Source organism: Planifilum fulgidum, assembly GCF_900113175.1.
GTDB classification, from domain to species: Bacteria; Bacillota; Bacilli; order Thermoactinomycetales; family DSM-44946; genus Planifilum; species Planifilum fulgidum.
The window spans coordinates 31,159-49,181 of sequence record NZ_FOOK01000010.1; the positions used below are offsets into that span (position 1 = coordinate 31,159).

At 58.8% G+C, this 18,023-nt stretch carries 19 protein-coding genes and 1 tRNA gene; 15 read left to right on the forward strand and 5 right to left on the reverse strand.

From position 1 onward, the window contains the following. The first annotated feature begins 74 nt into the window (after nucleotides 1–74). From BM063_RS07515 to BM063_RS07535, 5 genes are all read left to right on the forward strand, one after another. Nucleotides 75–761 (forward strand): GntR family transcriptional regulator, encoded by a 687-nt coding sequence (locus tag BM063_RS07515; RefSeq protein WP_425439135.1) that lies wholly within the window; start codon nucleotides 75–77, stop codon nucleotides 759–761. A gap of 128 nt (nucleotides 762–889) precedes the next feature. Then, nucleotides 890–2,170 carry an ABC transporter substrate-binding protein gene (locus BM063_RS07520; RefSeq protein WP_092037494.1) on the forward strand — a complete coding sequence of 427 codons (1,281 nt, stop codon included), beginning with the start codon at nucleotides 890–892 and terminating at the stop codon, nucleotides 2,168–2,170. 54 nt (nucleotides 2,171–2,224) lie between these two features. After that, nucleotides 2,225–3,157: a carbohydrate ABC transporter permease gene (locus BM063_RS07525; RefSeq protein ID WP_245752155.1), complete on the forward strand. Its 933-nt coding sequence runs from the start codon at nucleotides 2,225–2,227 to the stop codon at nucleotides 3,155–3,157. Nucleotides 3,158–3,171: 14 nt separating this feature from the next. Continuing rightward, nucleotides 3,172–4,005, forward strand: coding sequence for a carbohydrate ABC transporter permease (locus BM063_RS07530; protein ID WP_245752157.1), 834 nt, complete (start codon nucleotides 3,172–3,174; stop codon nucleotides 4,003–4,005). A gap of 45 nt (nucleotides 4,006–4,050) precedes the next feature. After that, complete coding sequence (locus BM063_RS07535) at nucleotides 4,051–4,842, forward strand: Nif3-like dinuclear metal center hexameric protein (RefSeq protein ID WP_092037496.1); 792 nt, start codon at nucleotides 4,051–4,053, stop codon at nucleotides 4,840–4,842. A gap of 70 nt (nucleotides 4,843–4,912) precedes the next feature. Here the strand turns inward: BM063_RS07535 and BM063_RS07540 are convergent, their stop codons facing one another. After that, entirely contained in the window at nucleotides 4,913–5,695 is a 783-nt protein-coding gene (locus BM063_RS07540) for an enoyl-CoA hydratase/isomerase family protein (protein ID WP_092037498.1), read from the reverse strand. Between the two features lie 154 nt (nucleotides 5,696–5,849). Between BM063_RS07540 and BM063_RS07545 the strand changes: the two genes are divergently transcribed. From BM063_RS07545 to splB, 9 genes are all read left to right on the forward strand, one after another. After that, nucleotides 5,850–6,581, forward strand: coding sequence for a GntR family transcriptional regulator (locus tag BM063_RS07545; protein WP_245752159.1), 732 nt, complete (start codon nucleotides 5,850–5,852; stop codon nucleotides 6,579–6,581). An 86-nt stretch (nucleotides 6,582–6,667) separates the two neighbouring features. Then, a complete protein-coding gene (locus BM063_RS07550) occupies nucleotides 6,668–7,720 on the forward strand; it encodes an SIS domain-containing protein (RefSeq protein ID WP_092037502.1) in 1,053 nt (350 codons plus the stop codon). A 4-nt stretch (nucleotides 7,721–7,724) separates the two neighbouring features. Next, a complete protein-coding gene (locus tag BM063_RS07555; protein ID WP_092037503.1) occupies nucleotides 7,725–8,567 on the forward strand; it encodes a class II fructose-bisphosphate aldolase in 843 nt (280 codons plus the stop codon). Continuing rightward, entirely contained in the window at nucleotides 8,564–9,499 is a 936-nt protein-coding gene (locus tag BM063_RS07560) for a 1-phosphofructokinase family hexose kinase (protein ID WP_177199044.1), read from the forward strand. The genes BM063_RS07555 and BM063_RS07560 overlap by 4 nt, the downstream gene beginning before the upstream one ends. A 219-nt stretch (nucleotides 9,500–9,718) precedes the next feature. After that, a complete protein-coding gene (locus tag BM063_RS07565; protein WP_092037507.1) occupies nucleotides 9,719–10,411 on the forward strand; it encodes a DUF1538 domain-containing protein in 693 nt (230 codons plus the stop codon). Beyond that, a complete protein-coding gene (locus BM063_RS07570) occupies nucleotides 10,408–11,157 on the forward strand; it encodes a DUF1538 domain-containing protein (protein ID WP_092037509.1) in 750 nt (249 codons plus the stop codon). The genes BM063_RS07565 and BM063_RS07570 overlap by 4 nt, the downstream gene beginning before the upstream one ends. After that, the gene (locus BM063_RS07575; RefSeq protein WP_092037511.1) at nucleotides 11,132–11,866 is read left to right on the forward strand and encodes a P-II family nitrogen regulator; all 735 of its coding nucleotides are present in this window, start codon (nucleotides 11,132–11,134) and stop codon (nucleotides 11,864–11,866) included. Before BM063_RS07570 ends, BM063_RS07575 begins: the two co-directional genes overlap by 26 nt. A gap of 314 nt (nucleotides 11,867–12,180) precedes the next feature. After that, complete coding sequence (locus BM063_RS07580) at nucleotides 12,181–13,149, forward strand: threonine ammonia-lyase (protein WP_177199045.1); 969 nt, start codon at nucleotides 12,181–12,183, stop codon at nucleotides 13,147–13,149. A 116-nt stretch (nucleotides 13,150–13,265) separates the two neighbouring features. After that, entirely contained in the window at nucleotides 13,266–14,291 is a 1,026-nt protein-coding gene (splB, locus tag BM063_RS07585) for a spore photoproduct lyase (RefSeq protein WP_092037515.1), read from the forward strand. 52 nt (nucleotides 14,292–14,343) lie between these two features. Here splB and BM063_RS07590 read toward each other — a convergent pair. The 4 genes from BM063_RS07590 to BM063_RS07605 all read right to left on the reverse strand — a co-directional run bounded on the left by BM063_RS07590 (nucleotide 14,344) and on the right by BM063_RS07605 (nucleotide 17,055). Beyond that, nucleotides 14,344–14,419: transfer RNA gene (locus BM063_RS07590), tRNA-Ala, on the reverse strand. A 199-nt stretch (nucleotides 14,420–14,618) separates the two neighbouring features. Further along, nucleotides 14,619–16,292 carry an ABC1 kinase family protein gene (locus tag BM063_RS07595; protein WP_092037517.1) on the reverse strand — a complete coding sequence of 558 codons (1,674 nt, stop codon included), beginning with the start codon at nucleotides 16,290–16,292 and terminating at the stop codon, nucleotides 14,619–14,621. Nucleotides 16,293–16,323: 31 nt separating this feature from the next. Beyond that, on the reverse strand, nucleotides 16,324–16,617 hold the full coding sequence (locus tag BM063_RS07600) for a phasin family protein (protein WP_245752160.1): 294 nt from the start codon (nucleotides 16,615–16,617) through the stop codon (nucleotides 16,324–16,326). 132 nt (nucleotides 16,618–16,749) lie between these two features. Continuing rightward, entirely contained in the window at nucleotides 16,750–17,055 is a 306-nt protein-coding gene (locus BM063_RS07605; protein WP_092037521.1) for a hypothetical protein, read from the reverse strand. 139 nt (nucleotides 17,056–17,194) lie between these two features. On the opposite strand from BM063_RS07605, the gene BM063_RS07610 reads away from it, so the two are divergent. Continuing rightward, nucleotides 17,195–17,458, forward strand: coding sequence for a hypothetical protein (locus BM063_RS07610; RefSeq protein WP_143085271.1), 264 nt, complete (start codon nucleotides 17,195–17,197; stop codon nucleotides 17,456–17,458). The last annotated feature ends 565 nt before the right edge of the window (nucleotides 17,459–18,023 follow it).

Here is an 18,023-nt window from a genome sequence, read left to right on the forward strand (position 1 = left end):
TATACTAGCATGATTACCATGTCAGATGGGTGCTTACGGTGAGACGGACTTTGGACGGTGATTCAGTGACGAAGCTGCAAAAGGAAAACTTGAAAAAGGGTTCCGCGAGGGAATTCATCTATCAGACGTTGAGGGACAAAATCCTCCGGCTGGAACTGAAGCCGGGAGTCAAAATTTCCGAGTCCGAGATTTCCGACCAGCTGAAAATGAGCCGGACGCCCGTGAGGGAGTCCTTTCTGAAATTGTCCCAGGAGGATCTGCTTGAGATCTACCCCCAAAAGGGGACCTTCGTTTCCCTCATCGACCTCGATCTGGTGGAGGAGGGCCGGTTTGTAAGAGAAAACATCGAACGGGCCATCGTCCGGGTGGCCTGCGACAGTTTTTCGGATGAACATCTGTTTCAGTTGGAAACCAATTTGAAAATGCAGGAACTCTGCAACGAGAAACGGGATTACTCGCGCCTGTACAGGCTGGACGACGAATTCCACCGGCTCTTGTTTTTCGGATGCGGCAAAATCCGAACCTGGAACATGCTGCAGCAGATGAACACCCATTTCAACCGGATGAGGCACTTGCGCCTGCACTCCTCGCTGGAATGGGACGTGATCGTCGCCCAGCACCGGGAAATTTTTCGGCTGATCAACGAAAAACGGAAGGATCAGGCCGAAGAGGCGATGATTAAACATCTCCGCTTGGCCGTGATGGAAGTCGATCTTTTGACGGCGCAATACCCGGAATACTTTCGTTTTAAAGAAAAATGAGAAAAAGGGGGGTGACGGAGGCGGGCCACACCTAAGCGGGGAAACTTCGTTCGTGCAACGGATCAACCATCTTCGGTGGGCGTGGTCTGAAGGGTGATGGTGCAAAACCTTTTTGGGGGAGGAACGTGATGAATCGACTCAAAGGGCCTTTCGCTTCGGTGGTTGCGGTTTGTCTGTCGATCATGCTGCTCCTTTCGGGGTGCGGCGGCAGCACGGCGGATCGCGAAGGCGAAAAAGTGACGATTCGGTTCTCCTGGTGGACCAATCCGACGAGGACCAAGATGACGCAGGAGGCCATCAAGCTTTTTGAGGAGAAGCATCCCGACATCGATGTGGTCATGGAGTACAGCTCCTGGGACAGCTACTGGCAGAAGCTGGCCACCCAGACCGCGGGGGGCGGCGCTCCCGATGTGATGCAGATGGACGGATCGCAATTGAGGACCTATGTCGAAAAAGGACAGTTGATGGATTTGTCGACAACCGATGTGGATACGTCCGGCCTGTCAAAGGAGACCCTGGAACTCGGCAAGGTGGATGGGAAATTGTACGGTCTGACGACCTCCGTCAACTCCCAGATGTTCATCTACAATACCGAAATTTTCAAGAAGGCCGGGGTGTCCTTCCCGGAGGAAAACTACACCTGGGAAGATCTGGCGGAGATGTGCGTCAAGATTTATGAAAAGACGGGCGTGTACGGCATGGCTAACGAGATGGAGCAGACGGGGTTGCTGAGTTATTTTGCGAGGACGAAGGGCGAGGAACTGTACGAAGGGAACAAAATCGGGTTGTCCAAGAAAACGCTTACAGAGTGGTTTCAGTATTGGCTGGACTTGCAGGAAAAGGGCGGCGTTCCGACGGCAGAGGAAAACGCTTCCTACAACCACAACGATCCTTCCGCCAGTCCGTTCATCAAAGAGAAAACCGCCATCAACTGGCTGTTCCTCGGAACGGATCCCAACTACGAACAAAGTCTGGGAAAACCCATCGGACGGGCGCTTCTGCCGGAATGGGGGAATGACAACAAGCCGTATCCGCTTCACGGAGCCATGTTCTGGTCCATGTCTTCCAAGACCAAACATCCCGAAGCGGCCGCCAAGCTGATCAATTTCCTGGAAAATGATCCGGAAGTGGCCAAGATCTTCAAGACCGACCGCGGGATTCCCGCCAATGACGAAAACATGAAAATTGTCTCCGAATCCGCCGAGGACGAAACGATCAAAAAGCAGATCGAATTCATGGAAAAGGTGAAGGCCGTGGCATCCCCCGAAAAGCTGGCGCCTCCGGGATCGAGCGAGATCGCCGACATCCTGAAGAATCTTTCGCAACAGGTGACGTTCAAAGAAATCACGCCGAGCCAAGCGGCGGAAGAGTTTATCAAACAGGGAAACAAAGCCTTGTCCCAGGGATGATCGCCGGCGCGATGCCGCGCCCGGCGGCATCGCGTCAAAGGAGGTCTTTTTCGCGTGGCATCCGAAATTCAGACGGTGCTGCAAAGAATCAAATTTCAGCGGCGATCCCGGATGGAAACTCCGCTTCAAAGGAATTTGACCGCCTATGCCTTTCTCATTCCCTGGCTCACCGGGGTGATGTGCCTCACCCTCGGGGCCATGCTTTTTACCTTTTATCTCGCCTTTACCGACTACGATCTCATCAGTTCGCCCGAATGGGTGGGGTTTGACAATTTCCGGCAGATCTTTCGCGACCCCAATTTTTGGGCTTCCCTCCGCGCCACCTTCACTTACGTGATTTTTTCCGTTCCCGCCCGCCTGGTCGTTTCCCTGCTCATCGCCCTCCTGCTGTACAAAGAAGTGCGCGGCATCGGCTGGTACCGCTCCTTTATTTACCTGCCCTCCCTGATCGGCACCAGCGTGGGCGCCGCCATCGGCTGGAGGAATCTGTTCGCCGAAGACGGGCCGATCAATTCCTTTCTCGCCCTGTTCGGAATCGAAGGGCCCAACTGGGTGGGCAATCCCTCGACCGCCATCGCGGTTTTGATCCTGCTCAGCGTCTGGCAGTTCGGATCGGAAATGGTGATTTTCCTGGCCGGCCTGAAACAGATTCCGGGATATCTGTACGAGGCGGCGATCATCGACGGCGCGTCGGCGATCCAGCGATTCTTCAAAATCACGTTGCCGATGCTGTCCCCGATCACATTTTTCAACCTGTTGATGGGGACGATTTCCTCGTTCATGATCTTCACCCAGGTGTATATCATCACGGGCGGAGGGCCCATGAAGTCCACGCTGATGTATGTGTACTACTTGTACCAGCAGGCCTTCACCTATTACAACATGGGATACGCCGCGGCCTTGTCGATCATTCTGCTCGTCATCATCGGGCTTTGTTCGGCGGTCATCTTTTTGAGCTCCCGGTGGTGGGTCAATTATGACGTGTGAGGTGGTGGACACAGGTGAGTCGCCGATCGGCCGCAAAAACCGCCCTGCGCCACGCGGTTCTCATGCTGGTGACCTTTGTGATGGTCTATCCCATCCTGTGGATGTTTTTTTCCTCCTTCAAACCGGATGAACAAATTTTTTCCACTTCCAATTTATGGCCCGAGACCTGGACGTTGGATCACTATGTTTCGGGTTTCATGAACATGAACTTCGGCCGTCTGATGTTAAACTCGCTGATCATTTCTACCGTGGTCGTCGTCGGGACGATTTTCAGTTCCTCCTTGACGGGCTTTGCCTTTGCGCGCCTTCGGTTCACGCCGCGGCGGTTTCTGATCGGATTCATGCTGTCGACCATGATGCTGCCGGCGCAGGTCGTCATGATTCCGCAGTACATCATGTTTCATAAGATCGGGTGGGTCAACACCTTTCTTCCGCTCACGCTGCCCAGCTTTCTCGGAACGGTGCCCTTCTTCATCTACCTGATGGTTCAGTTTGTCCGGGGCATTCCCAAGGAACTGGACGAAGCGGCTTACATCGACGGGTGCAGCAAGTTTCAGCTGTTTCGTTTGATCATTTTCCCCCTCGCCCGTCCCGCGATCATCACCATGTCCATTTTCGCCTTCTATTGGACATGGAACGACTTTTTCGGACAGCTCATCTATTTGTCGGACCCCGAGCTTCACACGGTTTCCCTCGGCCTGAGCATGTTTATCGACAGCACGGGCAGCACCCAGTGGGGAGATCTGTTTGCCATGTCGATTCTGTCGGTCGTTCCCGTGTTCATCGTCTTTCTGTTCTTCCAGCGCTACCTGGTGGAGGGGATCGCCACCCACGGTCTGAAGGGATGACGAAGGACCTGTCCGGCGGTTTTCCGCCCTTGGAGGGGGGAGAGGATGCGCGTCACCGTTCAAGACGTGATCGACCGGCTGACGGTTTTCGGTCAGGGCATGGAGGATGGGGTGGACGGGCTCCTGTTCGGAGAACCCGATGCGCCCGTCCAAGGGGTCGTCACCGCCTTTTCGGCCACCCATCGGGTGCTGAGGCGGGCCATCGACCTGCATGCCGACCTGGTGATCAGCCACGAGGGGATCTTTTACAGCCATCGGTACGTGCAAGCCGGGAAGGAGGCGGATTCCGTCCGCCGGGAAAAGGAAAGGCTGATCGAAGAGGCCGGCCTCGCCGTCTACCGCTGCCACGATGTGGTGCATCGCCGTCCCGATCTCATCACAAGGGGACTCATCCGGGCGCTGGAGTGGGAGACTTATCTGGAGAAGGAGCTGCCTGAGGCCGGGATTCTGTCCCTTCCCGGGATGACGCTGAAACATCTGGCCGAGCACGTGAAAGAACGGTTGAACCTTCCCTGTCTGCGCGTGGCCGGGGATCTTTCCGCGGAGTGCCGCCGCGTCGGGATCCTGGTCGGGTACCGGGGAGGCGGCCGGACGGCAATCCCGCTCTTTGAGGAGGAAGGAGTCGATGTGGTGATCGCCGGCGAGGGCCCCGAATGGGAGACGCCGCAGTATGTGAAGGATGCCGTTTTTCAGGGAAAAGGGCGGGCATACGTCGCCTTGGGCCATGCGGAAAGCGAAGAGCCGGGGATGAAATATCTGGCCGAAATCCTGGAAAGGGCCTTTCCCGGCCTTCCCGTCCATTTCGTCCCGGAGACGCCGGTTTTCCGGGTGGTGTAGAAAAGCCCGTGGGACCCGAGTCCCACGGGCTGATCCGTGGAGAAAGCTCCGACGGCCCGACTTTCCTCCTTCACTTCCCGGTAAAGCGGGGCGGGCGCTTCTGGAAGAAAGCCGAGACCCCTTCCAGGAAATCCCGGGTTTTGCCCGCCTCCGATTGTCCCCGGGCTTCCGCTTCGAGGGCGGTGGCCAGGTCTTTTTCAAAGCTGCCCGCCATCAATCGCTTGGTGAGCGCCAGGGCCTTGGTGGGCGCCTGGGCCAGGCGACCGGCCAGTTTCATCGTTTCCTTTTCCAGGGCCTCGTCCGGCACCACCCGGTTGACCAATCCGGCCCGGAAAGCTTCCTCCGCGGAGAGGGTCTCTCCCAGCATGGCCATCTCCAGGGCCCGTCCCAGTCCCATGAGCCGGGGCAGGAAAAAGGAGGTTCCCGCATCCGGGACCAGGCCGATCTTGATAAACGCCATGCAGTAGGTGGAGCCGGCGGCGGCGATCCGGAAGTCGCAGGCGAGGGCCACCCCCAGCCCGGCGCCGTAGACGGGGCCGTGAAGGGAGGCGACGATGGGCTTGTCCACCTCCACCATCCGCATCAGCAGGCGGTTGTAGGTTTTGCGCAGGAATTTTCCGAGATCCGGCTCCTCCTCCGACAGATCGATGGCGCCGAGATCGGCGCCGGCGCTGAACCCCTTTCCGCTTCCCTTCAGCACGATGCAGCGGACGGCATCGTCGTCGGCCGCCCGGTTGAGGGCGTCGTACACCTCTTCGTGCATGGTCAGATTGAAGGCGTTGAGGGTTTGGGGCCGGTTGAACACGATGGTCGCAACGGCATCTTCTTGTTTCAGACGGATCGTTTCGTACATCGGAAGCCTCCTTTTCGTCAAAAGGGAATCTCGGCACAATCAGAGATTCGCCGGAACGGGCCCCTTTCCTGCCCCGGCCTTGTACGTTGTGCACCCCTCGGCTGCCGGGCCGCGACGTGTTATACTAGGATCAGCAGACGCGGGAGGTGGTTTCGTGGGCAAGTCCCTGAATCCCCACAGCGTGATTCCCCTCTACCATCAGCTGAAAGAGATTTTGAAGGAAAACATCGAATCGGGCGTGTGGAAGCCGGGGGACCGGATTCCTTCGGAAAACGAGCTCCGAAAGCAGTACGATGTCAGCCGGAATACGGTGATCAAGGCGCTGGAAGAGCTGGTCCAGGAGGGGCTGCTCCGCCGGGAGCAGGGGAGGGGGACTTTTGTTTCCTCGCCGAAAATTTCCCATTCCCTGACCGGATTTTACAGCTTCAGCAACGTGCTCAGGGCCAACGGGCTGGAGCCGAAGGATGTGATCCTCGTTCTGGAGAGGCGGATCGCCAAGCCCAGCATCGCCCGGCATCTGCAGCTGACCGGTTCGCAGGAGGTGTGGGTTTTAAAGCGGCTGCGCTGCGCCGGCGACGAGCCGATCATGCTGGAGACCTCCCACCTTCCCCAAAACCGCGTTCCCCGGATCGAACGGGCGGATCTGGAGAACCGCTCCCTCTACGACTATCTGGAGCAGAAACACGGCATCCTGGTGACCCGGGCGAAGGAGATCTTCGAACCGGTGCTGATCCGGGATTACGAGAGCAGATACCTCCGGGTTCCCGAAGGGTATCCCGCCCTTCTGCTGGACAGGATCGCCTACGACTCCCAGGGGCGCCCCGTGGAATTTTGCCGCTCCATCGTGCGGGGGGATCGCTGCCGGTTTTACACGGAGCTGCTTTGAGGCTTCCGAGCATCAAGTTGACCCAACAACCCAACAATGGTATATTTGGGTTGGAAGGAACATGAAAAAACAGCGGGTGAATTCGGATGAACAACAACCACACTTACCGGGAAATCGCCCGGCAACCCGAGACCTGGAGGGAAACCGAACAAATCGTGTCGGCCGGGAAAGGGGAACTGCTTCGTCCGTTCGAGGAATTCAAGCCGGAGGAGATCCTCTTCACCGGTTGCGGTTCCTCCTATTTTCTTTCCGTTGCGGCCGCCTATCTGTTTCAGGAGAAGCTCGGCATTTCCGCCAAGGCCGTTCCCGCTTCGGACATTTTGATGAATCCGGACGCCGTCTTTGCCGGAGGCCGCAGGACCCTGGTGGTCGGTTCCTCCCGTTCGGGGGACACCACCGAGCTGGTGCGCGCCATGGAGGTGGCCCGAAAGCAGCCCTCGGTCCGCACCCTCGGCATCACCACCCGTCCCGACAGCCTGCTGGGCCGGGAGGGGGAAGCCCTCATTCTGCCGCACGTTCAGGAAAAAAGCGTCGTCATGACCGGTTCCTTTTCCAACATGCTGCTCGCCCTGCAGCTGATGGCGGGGCACCTTTCCGGCGACGCCGCCTATCTGGATGAACTGAAACGTCTGCCGGAGCTGGGGCGGGAGCGCATGGCCAAAGCGGAGGAACTGGGACGGATCGTCGGCGAGGATCGGCGCTTCGACCACTACATTTTCCTCGGCCAGGGGAGCTTCTTCGGCCTCGCCCTGGAAGGGATGCTCAAGCTGAAAGAGATGACCCAGGTGCAGACGGAAGCCTTCAACCCCTTGGAGTTTCGGCACGGTCCCATTTCCGTGCTCAACGAGCGATGCCGGGTCATTCTGCTGAGCCATCGCCTCCTCCGTCCCTATCTCCGTTCGCTGATCGAGGACCTTCGCCGCCTGAAGGCCGAGGTGGTGCTGATCGACGAAGCGGCCGGCGAAGAGGCCGACATCCTGTGGAATCTTGAGTCCGGATTGTCGGATCCGTCCCGGGCGCTCCTCTATCTGCCGTTTCTCCATTTCCTCGCCTACTTCCGCGCCATGAGCCTGGGGCTCAATCCCGACAGGCCCCGCCACCTGAACCAAGTGGTGGTGCTGGAGGAAGAAGAGGGATGAACCGGTGCCGCTGACGTCGCCGAAAGAACTGCTTGCGGACGCGTATCGGAACCGTTACGCCGTCGCCGCCTTCGCCGCACACAATATGGAGATGATGCGGGCGGTGGTGGAGGCGGCGGAGGAGGCGGGGGCGCCGGTGATCCTGCAGACCACCCCCGCCACCCTCCGGTATGCGGGCCTGGAATCGATTGTGGCCATGGCCCGGGCGGCGGCCGAAGGGGCCAAGGTGCCCGTGGCCCTGCACCTGGACCACGGAGACACCTTTGAAACGGTGGTCCGCTGCCTCCGGGCCGGTTATACGTCCGTCATGGTGGATGCCTCGCGGCTGCCTTTTCTGGAGAATGCCGCCTTCGTGGCCAAGGTGACGGAGGCGGCCCACGCCGCCGGGGTGCCGGTGGAGGCGGAATTGGGAACGATCGGCGGGGCGGAGGAGGGCGGGGCGGGAGAGGAGGAACTTACCGATCCCGAGGCGGCGGAAGAGTTCGTGCGAAGGACGGGCATCGATTTCCTGGCCCCGGCCTTCGGAACCGTCCACGGGGTATACAAGGGAGAAATCCGGCTGGATTTCTCCCGCCTGGAAGCCATCTCCCGCCGCGTCGGCCTTCCCCTTGTGATGCACGGCGCCTCCGGCGTTCCCGGGGAGATGATCCGCCGGGCCATCGCCCGCGGCGTCAGCAAGGTCAACTTTTCCACGGAACTGAAACGGGCCTTTGTCCGCCAATTGCGGAATTATCTGTCGAATCATCCCGAGGAGACCGATCCCCGCCGGATTTTGCTCCCGGCGAGGGAAGCGGTGAAACAGATCGCCAAAAGAAAAATCGAGATCGTGAGCGGGGTTGTGCCGTGATTACCGCAGTCTGTCTCAATCCGGCCGTCGACAAAACCTACCGGGTGTTCTCCCTTCAGCCTGGACGCATCCACCGGGTGGAAAGGGTGGAGGCCTGTCCCGGTGGCAAGGGAATCAACGTGGCCAAGGTGCTGAAACGGCTCGGCCTCGACATCCGGGTGACGGGCTTCATCGGGGGAGGGGCGGGTGACGCCCTCCTCCGGGGGCTTGACCGGTGGGACATTCCCCACCGCATGGTGCGCATTCCCGGCGAAACCCGCACCTGTCTCAACATTTTGGAGGAGGTCCGCCGGACGCAAACGGAATTTTTGGAGCCGGGGCCCGCGGTGCCGCCTAAGAAGTGGGAGGCGTTGAAGGAGACGGTGGCGGAGATGGCGGAAAAAAGCCGGGTGGTCGTCCTTTCGGGCAGCCTTCCCCCCGGATTGGCGGCGGACGCCTACTATGAATTGATTTCCCTTGTTCAATCCCGGCGTGCCAAAGCCATCGTCGATACCGGGGGCGCTCCCCTGGCCCGGGCTCTGGAAGCCCGTCCCTTCACGGTGAAACCCAACGGGGCGGAGATGGCCTCCCTGTTTCAAAGGGAAGAGATGAGCGATTCGGAGCGGATCGGAGTGCTCCGGGAATGGAACCGAGGGGGCATCCCCCTCGCCTGTGTCACGCTGGGAGAACGAGGGGCCATCGCTTCGATGGAGGGACGCGTTTACCGGGTGATTCCCCCAAAGATCGAGGCGGTCAACCCCGTCGGATCCGGAGATGCCTTCGCCGCGGGGTTGGCGGCCGGTCTCGACCGGGGGGAAGGGATCGAGTCGGCCCTGGCTCTGGCCGCCGCGTCGGCCGCGTCCAACGCCCTGCATCTCCAGGCGGGACAGGTGAACGCGGAGCAGGTGGCATCACTCAAGCGGAAGGTGCATGTGGCGATTCTGTCCCCTTGAGGGGCTTTTTCTTTTTCCCCATCGGCTCCCCGGAAGGCGCTTTCCGCCTTCGCGGATGAATCCCTTTCCTTGCGTGAATACTATATTTGTGATACAATGCAATAAGTGTTTTTTTGGGTAAAATCCCCCCTCAGACCTACCCCTTTTCCCCTTGAGCAGGTTGTTTTTGTTCCCCTTTCTCAGGCGCTGCGGTGGAATATAACAGGAAAGGAGAACACCATGGAACAGGTCAAGGAAAAGATTTTGGAGGTGCTCTCTGCGGTCCTGCCCATCACCCTGGTTGTGATTTTGCTGCAGTTCACCATCATCTGGCTCCCCATGGAGGTGTTCATCCAGTTTCTGATCGGCGCAGTGATGGTAACCACCGGTCTCATCCTTTTCCTGATCGGCGTCGAGGTGGGGCTCCTGCCGGTGGGGGAAATGATCGGTTCGACCCTGCCGAAGACCAAGAAGCTGTGGATGTTGGTGCTCTTCGGCTTCATCTTCGGCTTTGTGGTCACCGTCGCCGAGCCGGATGTCCGGGTGCTGGCCCTTCAGGTGGATCAGGTGTCGAATGGAGCGGTCCCGAAGAACATCCTGATCTATTCCGTCGCCCTCGGCGTGGGGCTGTTCGTGGCGCTGGCGATGCTGCGGATCATCTTCAATATTTCCATCACGCTCCTTCTGTTCATCAGTTATGCCCTGGTCTTTCTGCTCGCCCTGTTTACACCGGGTGAGTTCGCCCCGGTTTCCTTCGATTCCGGCGGAGTGACCACCGGACCGATCACCGTCCCCTTCATCGTCTCCCTCGGCGTGGGCGTCGCTTCCGTCATGCGGGGGAAAAGCTCTTCCGGTGACGGATTCGGCCTGGTCGCCCTCGCTTCCATCGGGCCGATTCTGGCGGTGATGCTGATGGGGGTGCTGTACGGATGAATATCCGCGTGTGGGAAGGATTCGGTGAAGTCCTCTGGGAAGTGGCGATGGCCCTCTTTCCGATGCTGCTGTTCTTTTTGTTTTTCCATTTCTTCTTTCTCAAGCTGCCCGGGAAAAAACTGAAGGATATTTTTGTCGGGATGGTCTTGACCTTCCTGGGACTGGCCCTGTTTCTGCAGGGGGTCCACATCGGTTTTATGCCCGCCGGGGAAGCGATGGGCGAAATTCTCGTGTCGAAATCGGTCCGCTGGATCGTGATTCCCATCGGTTTTGTCCTTGGATTTTTGGCCATTTTCGCCGAACCGGCCGTGCGGGTTTTGAACCACGAAGTGGAGAAGGTTTCGGGGGGCTATATCCCGGCCAAGGTGCTGCTGTACACCCTGTCGATCGGGGTGGCGATTTCCGTGGCGCTCGCCATGGTGCGCATCCTGTGGGACATTTCCCTGTGGTATCTGATTGTTCCGGGATATGCGATCGCCTTTATCATCGCTTTTCGTTCCAAAAAAGACTTTGTTTCCATCGCCTTTGACGCCGGCGGGGCGGCCACCGGTCCGATGACCGTCACCTTCATCCTGTCCATCGCCATCGGGTTCGCCTCGGGGATGGAAGGACGGGATCCGCTGATGGACGGTTTCGGGATGATCGCTCTGGTGGCTCTCACACCGGTTCTCACCGTGCTCACCCTGGGGCTCCTGTACGGCAGAAAGGAGAAAGCGAAAGATGAGCAAACAGCTCAGTCCGCATAAATTGATCGTCACCATTTTGAAAAAGGGAATGGCCCGCGCCGCGGTTCAGGAGGCCAAGAAGGCCGGCGCGAGAGGGGCTACGGTGATATACGGACGGGGGACCGGGATTCACGAGCGAACCTTTTTGGGTATTCACTGGAATCCGGAGAAGGAAGTGGTTCTCACCCTGGTTCCCGCCGAGCAGGTGGAGACCATATTGAACGCCCTGGTGAAGGCCGGCAAACTGAATAAGCCGGGAACCGGGATCGGTTTTGTCCTGGATACGAAGAAAATCGGGGGGATCACAAGCCCGGCCGGTTCCGTCCCCTCCGACCGCGAGACCCGGGAGGTGAAGGAAGTGGAAAACACGCCGATCCAGTACGATTTGATCGTCACCATCGTGAACAAAGGCTACGAGGATGTCGTGGTGGATGCCAGCAAGAAGGCGGGAGCCGAGGGAGGCACGATCATTTCCGGCAGGGGGACCGGCATCCATGAACACGCCAAACTGTTCAACATCCCGATCGAACCGGAAAAGAACATCGTGCTCACTCTGATCGACCGGAAAAAAACCGAGGCCGTCCTGGAAAAGATCATGGAAGAGGCGGAACTCAACAAACCCGGACGGGGAATCGCCTTTGTGATGGAAGTGGAACGGGCCGTGGGCATCAACCACGCCTTGAACCGGATGGTCAACGAGCAGATCAAAAAGACCCAAAGCAACTCGTGAAAATCTCCCCCCGCGCTTTTGGCCGGCCATGGCCGAGGGATTGCCGCGGGGGTTTCTCGGATATGCTCCTTGACGGTTCACCCTCCTTCCAAGGAGGGCTTTTTTGTGCGGATGGGCGGGGATCTCCGGATCAGGGGCTTTCTTTCCTTCGCCGGGGAATTGGAGAGATTTCCGGGCAAGGGATTGATCGAAAGTTCCGCCGATCGGCAGAGGGAAAACGTTTCCCCATGCGTGATCCATAGATAAAATGAAGATGTGAAATCAAGGGCCCGCGACGTCCCAGAGCGGCTCAAACTGCGAAGGGAGCGATATCGTTGTTTCCAATCCCTGAACTGAAAGACATCCTGAAAGCGCGGAAAAACATTTCTCCCTGGGTTCGGGAAACACCGCTGGAATACCACCGAGGGCTCAGCGCCCAGCTGGGGGCTGAGGTTTATCTGAAAATGGAAATGATGCGGGAAACGCGGGCCTTCAAAATTCGCGGGGCTTGCCACTTCATCGCGGAACTGGAACAGGAGGAGCGGGAAAGGGGGGTGATCGCCGCCTCGGGGGGCAGCCACGCGCTGGGGGTTGCCTATGCCGCTTCCGTGATGAAGGTTCCGGCCGTCATCGTGGTGACGACGCGCGCCCCGAAGCATATCGCGGAGAGTTGCCGCCTGTACGGGGCGGAAGTGATCGTGGCCGGGGAGGTGTACGACGATGCCTGCGGGATCGCGATGAAGATCGCCGAGGAACGCGGCTTGACCTTTATTCACTCCTATGACCACCCGGCGATCGTGGCGGGGCAGGGAACCGTCGGGTTGGAGATTTTCCAGCAGCTCCCCGATCCCGATGTCATCCTCTGTCCGGTGGGCGGGGGCGGGTTGATCAACGGCGTGATGATCACTGCCGAGGCTTTCCGCCCGCAAACGGAAGTCTGGGGCGTGGAACCCGAAGGGGCGCCCGCGATGACGGAAAGCCTCCGGGCGGGAAAGCGCGTCCGGCTCGAAAATCCGCGCAGTGTCGCCGACAAATTGGTCACGAAGGAAGTGGGGAGATTAAACTTCGAAATGGCCCGAAGGCGCATTCCCCGGATGGTCACCGTCTCGGAGGAGCAGATCCTTCATGCGATGTATCTTCTGATGTCCCGGGCCAATTTGTGGGCGGAAGGGGCCGCCGCCTCGGCACTGGCCGCCGCATGGAAGGAGAGGGAGGATCTCCGGGGGAAAAAAGTGGTTCTGATCTTGACCGGAGGAAATGTGGACGCCGCGGTCATCCGGCAGGTTTTGGAGCGGCACGCCTGAAAGCAGGGGCCTGGGCTTTTCCCGGCGGCCTTCCAAAGGCCGCCAAATGCGATGGGTAAAGTTGGGGGGTATGCCCGCTCCGCCTCGGAAGGCAGGCTAAAGACGGGTGAGTTTCGATGAAGCCCTTTGAGCCGGAATGGGTTTTTTTCGAACCGGAAGCATTGAACTATCCCCTGGGGGAGGAGTTGTACAGAAGGTATAAGGGCAGCGGAATTCCCGTGCGCATGACCACCTCCCACAACCGGGTGACGGGCATCCCCGGCCGGACCGAGGCGGAGAAATACCGCAACGCCAAACGAACCCTGGTCGTCGGGGTGAGAAAAACCCTGCAATTCGACACCTCCAAACCCTCGGCGGAATACGCCCTGCCGCTGGCGACCGGGTGCATGGGGCACTGCCACTATTGTTATTTGCAGACCACGATGGGAAACCGTCCCTACGTCCGGGTATACGTCAATCTGGAGGAGATCTTTGCGGCGGCCCGGAAATACATCCGGGAGCGTGCCCCGGCGATCACCCGTTTCGAAGCGGCCTGCACTTCCGATCCCGTGGGCGTCGAACACATCACCGGATCCCTGAAGCGGGCGATCGAGTTCATGGGTCGTCAGGAGCTGGGGCGCCTTCGCTTCGTGACCAAATACAGCCACGTGGATTCCCTGTTGGATGCCGACCACCGCGGGCACACCCATTTTCGCTTCAGCATCAACGCCGATCACGTGGTGAAATTTTTCGAACCGGGAACCTCGCCGCTTTCCGACCGTCTGGAGGCGGCGGGAAAGGTGGCCCGGGCGGGTTATCCGCTGGGGTTCATCATCGCGCCCCTGATGATCTTCGACGGGTGGAAAGAGGGCTATGGGCGCATGCTGGAGGAGCTGCGGGACCGGCTTCCCCCGGAGGCGGAGGAAGGCCTTACCTTCGAGCTGATCACCCACCGGTTCACGAAGGCGGCAAAACGGGTCATCCTGAAGCGATATCCCAAAACCCGCTTGGAGATGGACGAGGAAAGGCGGAAAAAGAAATGGGGAAAATACGGGAGGGTGAAATACGTGTACCGGGATGCGGAGATGGAGGCCCTGAAAGATTATATGGAGGAATGGATCGGCCGTCTGTTTCCTTCGGCGAAAATCCTGTATTTCACCTGAAATCCCGGAAAGAGAAAAACGTTTCCCGACCTTGCGTCGGGAAACGTTTTTTTGGTGGAGCTAACGGGACTCGAACCCGTGACCTCTACACTGCCAGTGTAGCGCTCTCCCAGCTGAGCTATAGCCCCATGCGTCTATATTGTTCCCGGTGCGACCGGCTTGATTCCTTCCCCAACCGGCCGACATGTAACATTATAATGGAGCTGGTCCGAAAAGTAAAGTGTTTTTTTCTGGTCGGGGGAATTTTCTTTTCCGGGGGAAGCGGCGGCAAAAGGCGCAATCCGTCCGGCCGCCGCCTTCCGCACGGAAACGGGGCCGGGCGGCTTTTCAAAATCGCCCCGAACGGAAAATGGAAAACATCAGCCACAGGATCATCAGCAGGGCGATGACAAACCCCAGCTGAATCGCGGGGCTGTTCAGCAGCAGAGCGGGACGGTTGCTCAGGGAAAGTCCGATGATCAATCCGGTCATGATGATGCTGAAGGCGAGAAGCAGGATGCTGAAGGTGAGCCGATTGCTGATCCGCTCCAGTCTTTTCAGAAACAGTTCCAACCGGGGGATCTCCATCTGGACGCGGAATTTCCCCCGGCGAAGATCGCGGATGAGGGCCTGCAGATCCTGCGGGATTTCGGACAGCATTTCCCCGTATTCGGTGACGTTTTTCCACAGGCGGTCCGCCACCCGGCGGGGATCCAGTCTCTCCCGGATCAGCCGGTTGCCGAAGGGCATGGCGATCTCCATCATGTTCAATTCCGGGTGAAGCTGGGCGGCGACGCCCTCCATCACCAGGATCGCCTTGCCGGCGAGGGTCAGGTTGGCAGGGATGCGGATCCGGTGGCGGGAAGCCACCTGGAACAGGTCCCGGATCGCGTCGCCGAGCCGGATCCGGGAGAGAGGCACGGCGGTATACTTGTCGCGCAGGCGATCCGTATCCAGCCACAACTGTTCCATGTCGACATCCTCGGGGACGATTCCCATCCGAAGGAGCGTCTTGATGACCCCGTCGGTGTTTTGGCGGAGCATGGCCAGGATCAGGCGGATGAAGTGGTCTTTGGTCTCGGGGCCGAACCGGCCCACCAGCCCGAAATCGATGAAGGCGAGGCTTCCATCCGGAAGCACGAACAGATTTCCGGGGTGAGGGTCTGCGTGGAAAAAGCCTTCCATCAGGATCTGGTGGAGCATCGCCTTCACGTACCGCTCGGCCAACGCCCTGCGGTCGTGGCCCGATGCCGCCAGCCGGGCCTCGTCCGTCATTTTGACGCCGGAGATGAATTCCATCGTCAGGACGTTTTGCCGGGTGTATTCCCAGTATATCTTCGGGATGCGGACGCTTTCGTCCCCGGCGAACTGGGCGGCGATCCGTTCGGCGTTGTTCCCCTCGTTGGCAAAATCCAGTTCGGACTCCAGCGCTTCGGCGAATTCCTCCACCACCTGCCGCAACCGCATGCGGGCGGCCCACTTGAACCGGTGGTCGGCGATGGAGGCCAGGTCGCGGAGAATTTCCAGATCGGCCTCGACGATCGTTTCGATGAACGGGCGTCGGACTTTCACCGCCACTTCTTCGCCGGTGGTCAGCACGGCCCGGTGCACCTGGCCGATCGATGCGGCCGCCAGGGGGGTCTCGTCGAACCGGGAGAAAATCTTCTCCAGGGGACCCAGTTCCCTCTCGATCGTCCGCCGCACATCGGAGAAGGGAAACGGAGAGATGTGATCCTGCAGATTTTCCAGCTCCCGGAGAATGTCCTCGGAAAACAGGTCGCTGCGGGTGCTGGCGATCTGTCCCATCTTGATGAAGGTGGGTCCCAGATCTTCCAGCACCATCCGGATCCGTTTCCCGTACGTCTTCGGATCGGGCGGTTCGCTGCCGGTCACCAGGCGTTTCGGAAGGGAGAGCATCGAGCGCAGACCCAGTTCTTCCACCACAAAGCCGAAGCCGTGACGGGCGAGGGCGACGGCGATTTCCCTATAGCGGCTCATGTAGCGGATTCTTCTGCCGATCATGGGTCATTCCCCTTGACGATGGAGATGGCTGTCACTGCTGACGTTCTTCCAGACGCCGAACCCTTTCCTCCAACGCTTCGAGATCCTTTTTGGAGGGGACGTCCAGCTCCGACAGGATCTTTTTCACCTTTTCCCGGAGCACCTCGTCCAATCGCTCCCGTTCCTTTTCCCCCGCTTCGATCAGCCGGTTTACCATTTTCTTCGACTCGTCGGCGGAGATTTTCCCTTTCTTGACCAGCTCGTCGACGGCCTTTTCCACCTGTTCCTTGGTCATCACCAACAGGCCGAGTCCGAGGGAGAATCCCTTTTTGGCCAAATCCTTCATCATCATCCCTCCTTTTGTTTCCTTCGGACGAAGGGACGGCGCCGGCGGCGCCGACTCGCCGCCGGGGCCGGCTCTTTCTTCATACCCTGCGGCGAGGCCGAAGCAAACAGACAATTTTTTAAACGTTGTTCCTCACAGAATAAAGAGGTCGACGACGGCAAAGGCGATGATCAAAAGCAGGGTGGGGAACTCCACCCAGTATCGGTATTGAGTGTTCTTCATCCGTTGATAAACTCGCCACTTTCGGTTGGCGATATACGTATAAACGAGAAAAATGCCAAGCAGCGGGATGGCCAGGTTCTTGTGCAGCGCCAGGCTGCTCACGTCGTTCATCATAAAGTATACAACCAGGCTCAACAGGATCACTTCATTGATGATCAGATAGAATAAGGCTTTTTTGTAGTCTTTGCCGAAACGCTTTTTCAGTTCTCTAAACACTTGACCGCCCCCCTTTGCTTTTATAATATAACAACGAAAAATTCGCAGGTTTTCATGCCGTTTTTCCAAGAAAAAACGGGATGCGACGTTTGGCGGCAGGTCCCTTGACGGGCGCATGTTTGGACAGCGGGGTGATCCTTTGGAGAATAAAGAACAGAAAAACGGGGCAGAAGAAGGGGGACTCCGCCCGAAAGGGCGCATCGCCGACCTGTATCGGAGCGGATGGTCGCTGGTGGATATCGCGGTGTTTCTGGATCGGAGCGTCCGGGAAGTGGTGGAGGCGCTCCGGCAACACGGCATCCCTCCCAAACCGGAACATTTGCAGGAAGCGGAGGCGCATCTGAGCCGGGAAAGGGAGCTGTCGCTGGTGTTCCGCAAGCGGACCCCTTCGGGAAAGTCCTGATTCGTTGTTGGGATTCCCTGCCTTTTCCAAGATGGAAGCGACGAAGCCGGCCCTGCCAGGGTGCCGGTTTTGCGGGTGGGGGACAAAGAAGGAGGAGACTTCGGCAGATCTTTTCGCCGAAAAGAAGTTCCCGAGGCGAAGGGTCCTTCTTCCAGTCGGGGTGCCGGTGAACCGTTTTCCCCGTGTCGGGGTCCCGGGGATTTCACGGCTTCGGATCATCGGCCGCCTCTTCGCTTCCATGATTATATCCAATTGTCTTTGCCGCTTCAAAAACTTTGCCGCTCGCCGCTTCCGGGCCGCCATCGGCGGAGAGGAAGCGGCGGCGGGAAAAGGTTTTCGTTGAAAATATGATCGAAATTGAAAAATTTTGGATGAACTGACGGGTTATCCGGAGCGGCCGTGCGGCTTTCGTTTCCTCCGCGCCTCGTTGGCCGCCCGGCTCTTCCGTCGACGCGTCCGTTTAATGGTTTGGGGGTGCCTTCGGCGCCCCGTTTTTTGTTTTCATGTATTTTTTCATAGCCTCCTGGTACAATGGAAGGGAACGGAGCATCCCGGTTGAGCGGGA

What these genes read in the sequence shown, in the direction of transcription:
- BM063_RS07540 (WP_092037498.1), bottom strand. Translation starts at nt 5,695, where the DNA reads ATGTACGAAACGATCCGTCTGAAACAAGAAGATGCCGTTGCGACCATC.
- BM063_RS07570 (WP_092037509.1), top strand. Translation starts at nt 10,408, where the DNA reads ATGAATATCCGCGTGTGGGAAGGATTCGGTGAAGTCCTCTGGGAAGTG.
- BM063_RS07550 (WP_092037502.1), top strand. Translation starts at nt 6,668, where the DNA reads ATGAACAACAACCACACTTACCGGGAAATCGCCCGGCAACCCGAGACC.
- BM063_RS07575 (WP_092037511.1), top strand. Translation starts at nt 11,132, where the DNA reads ATGAGCAAACAGCTCAGTCCGCATAAATTGATCGTCACCATTTTGAAA.
- splB (WP_092037515.1), top strand. Translation starts at nt 13,266, where the DNA reads ATGAAGCCCTTTGAGCCGGAATGGGTTTTTTTCGAACCGGAAGCATTG.
- BM063_RS07535 (WP_092037496.1), top strand. Translation starts at nt 4,051, where the DNA reads ATGCGCGTCACCGTTCAAGACGTGATCGACCGGCTGACGGTTTTCGGT.
- BM063_RS07600 (WP_245752160.1), bottom strand. Translation starts at nt 16,617, where the DNA reads ATGAAGGATTTGGCCAAAAAGGGATTCTCCCTCGGACTCGGCCTGTTG.
- BM063_RS07520 (WP_092037494.1), top strand. Translation starts at nt 890, where the DNA reads ATGAATCGACTCAAAGGGCCTTTCGCTTCGGTGGTTGCGGTTTGTCTG.
- BM063_RS07565 (WP_092037507.1), top strand. Translation starts at nt 9,719, where the DNA reads ATGGAACAGGTCAAGGAAAAGATTTTGGAGGTGCTCTCTGCGGTCCTG.
- BM063_RS07595 (WP_092037517.1), bottom strand. Translation starts at nt 16,292, where the DNA reads ATGATCGGCAGAAGAATCCGCTACATGAGCCGCTATAGGGAAATCGCC.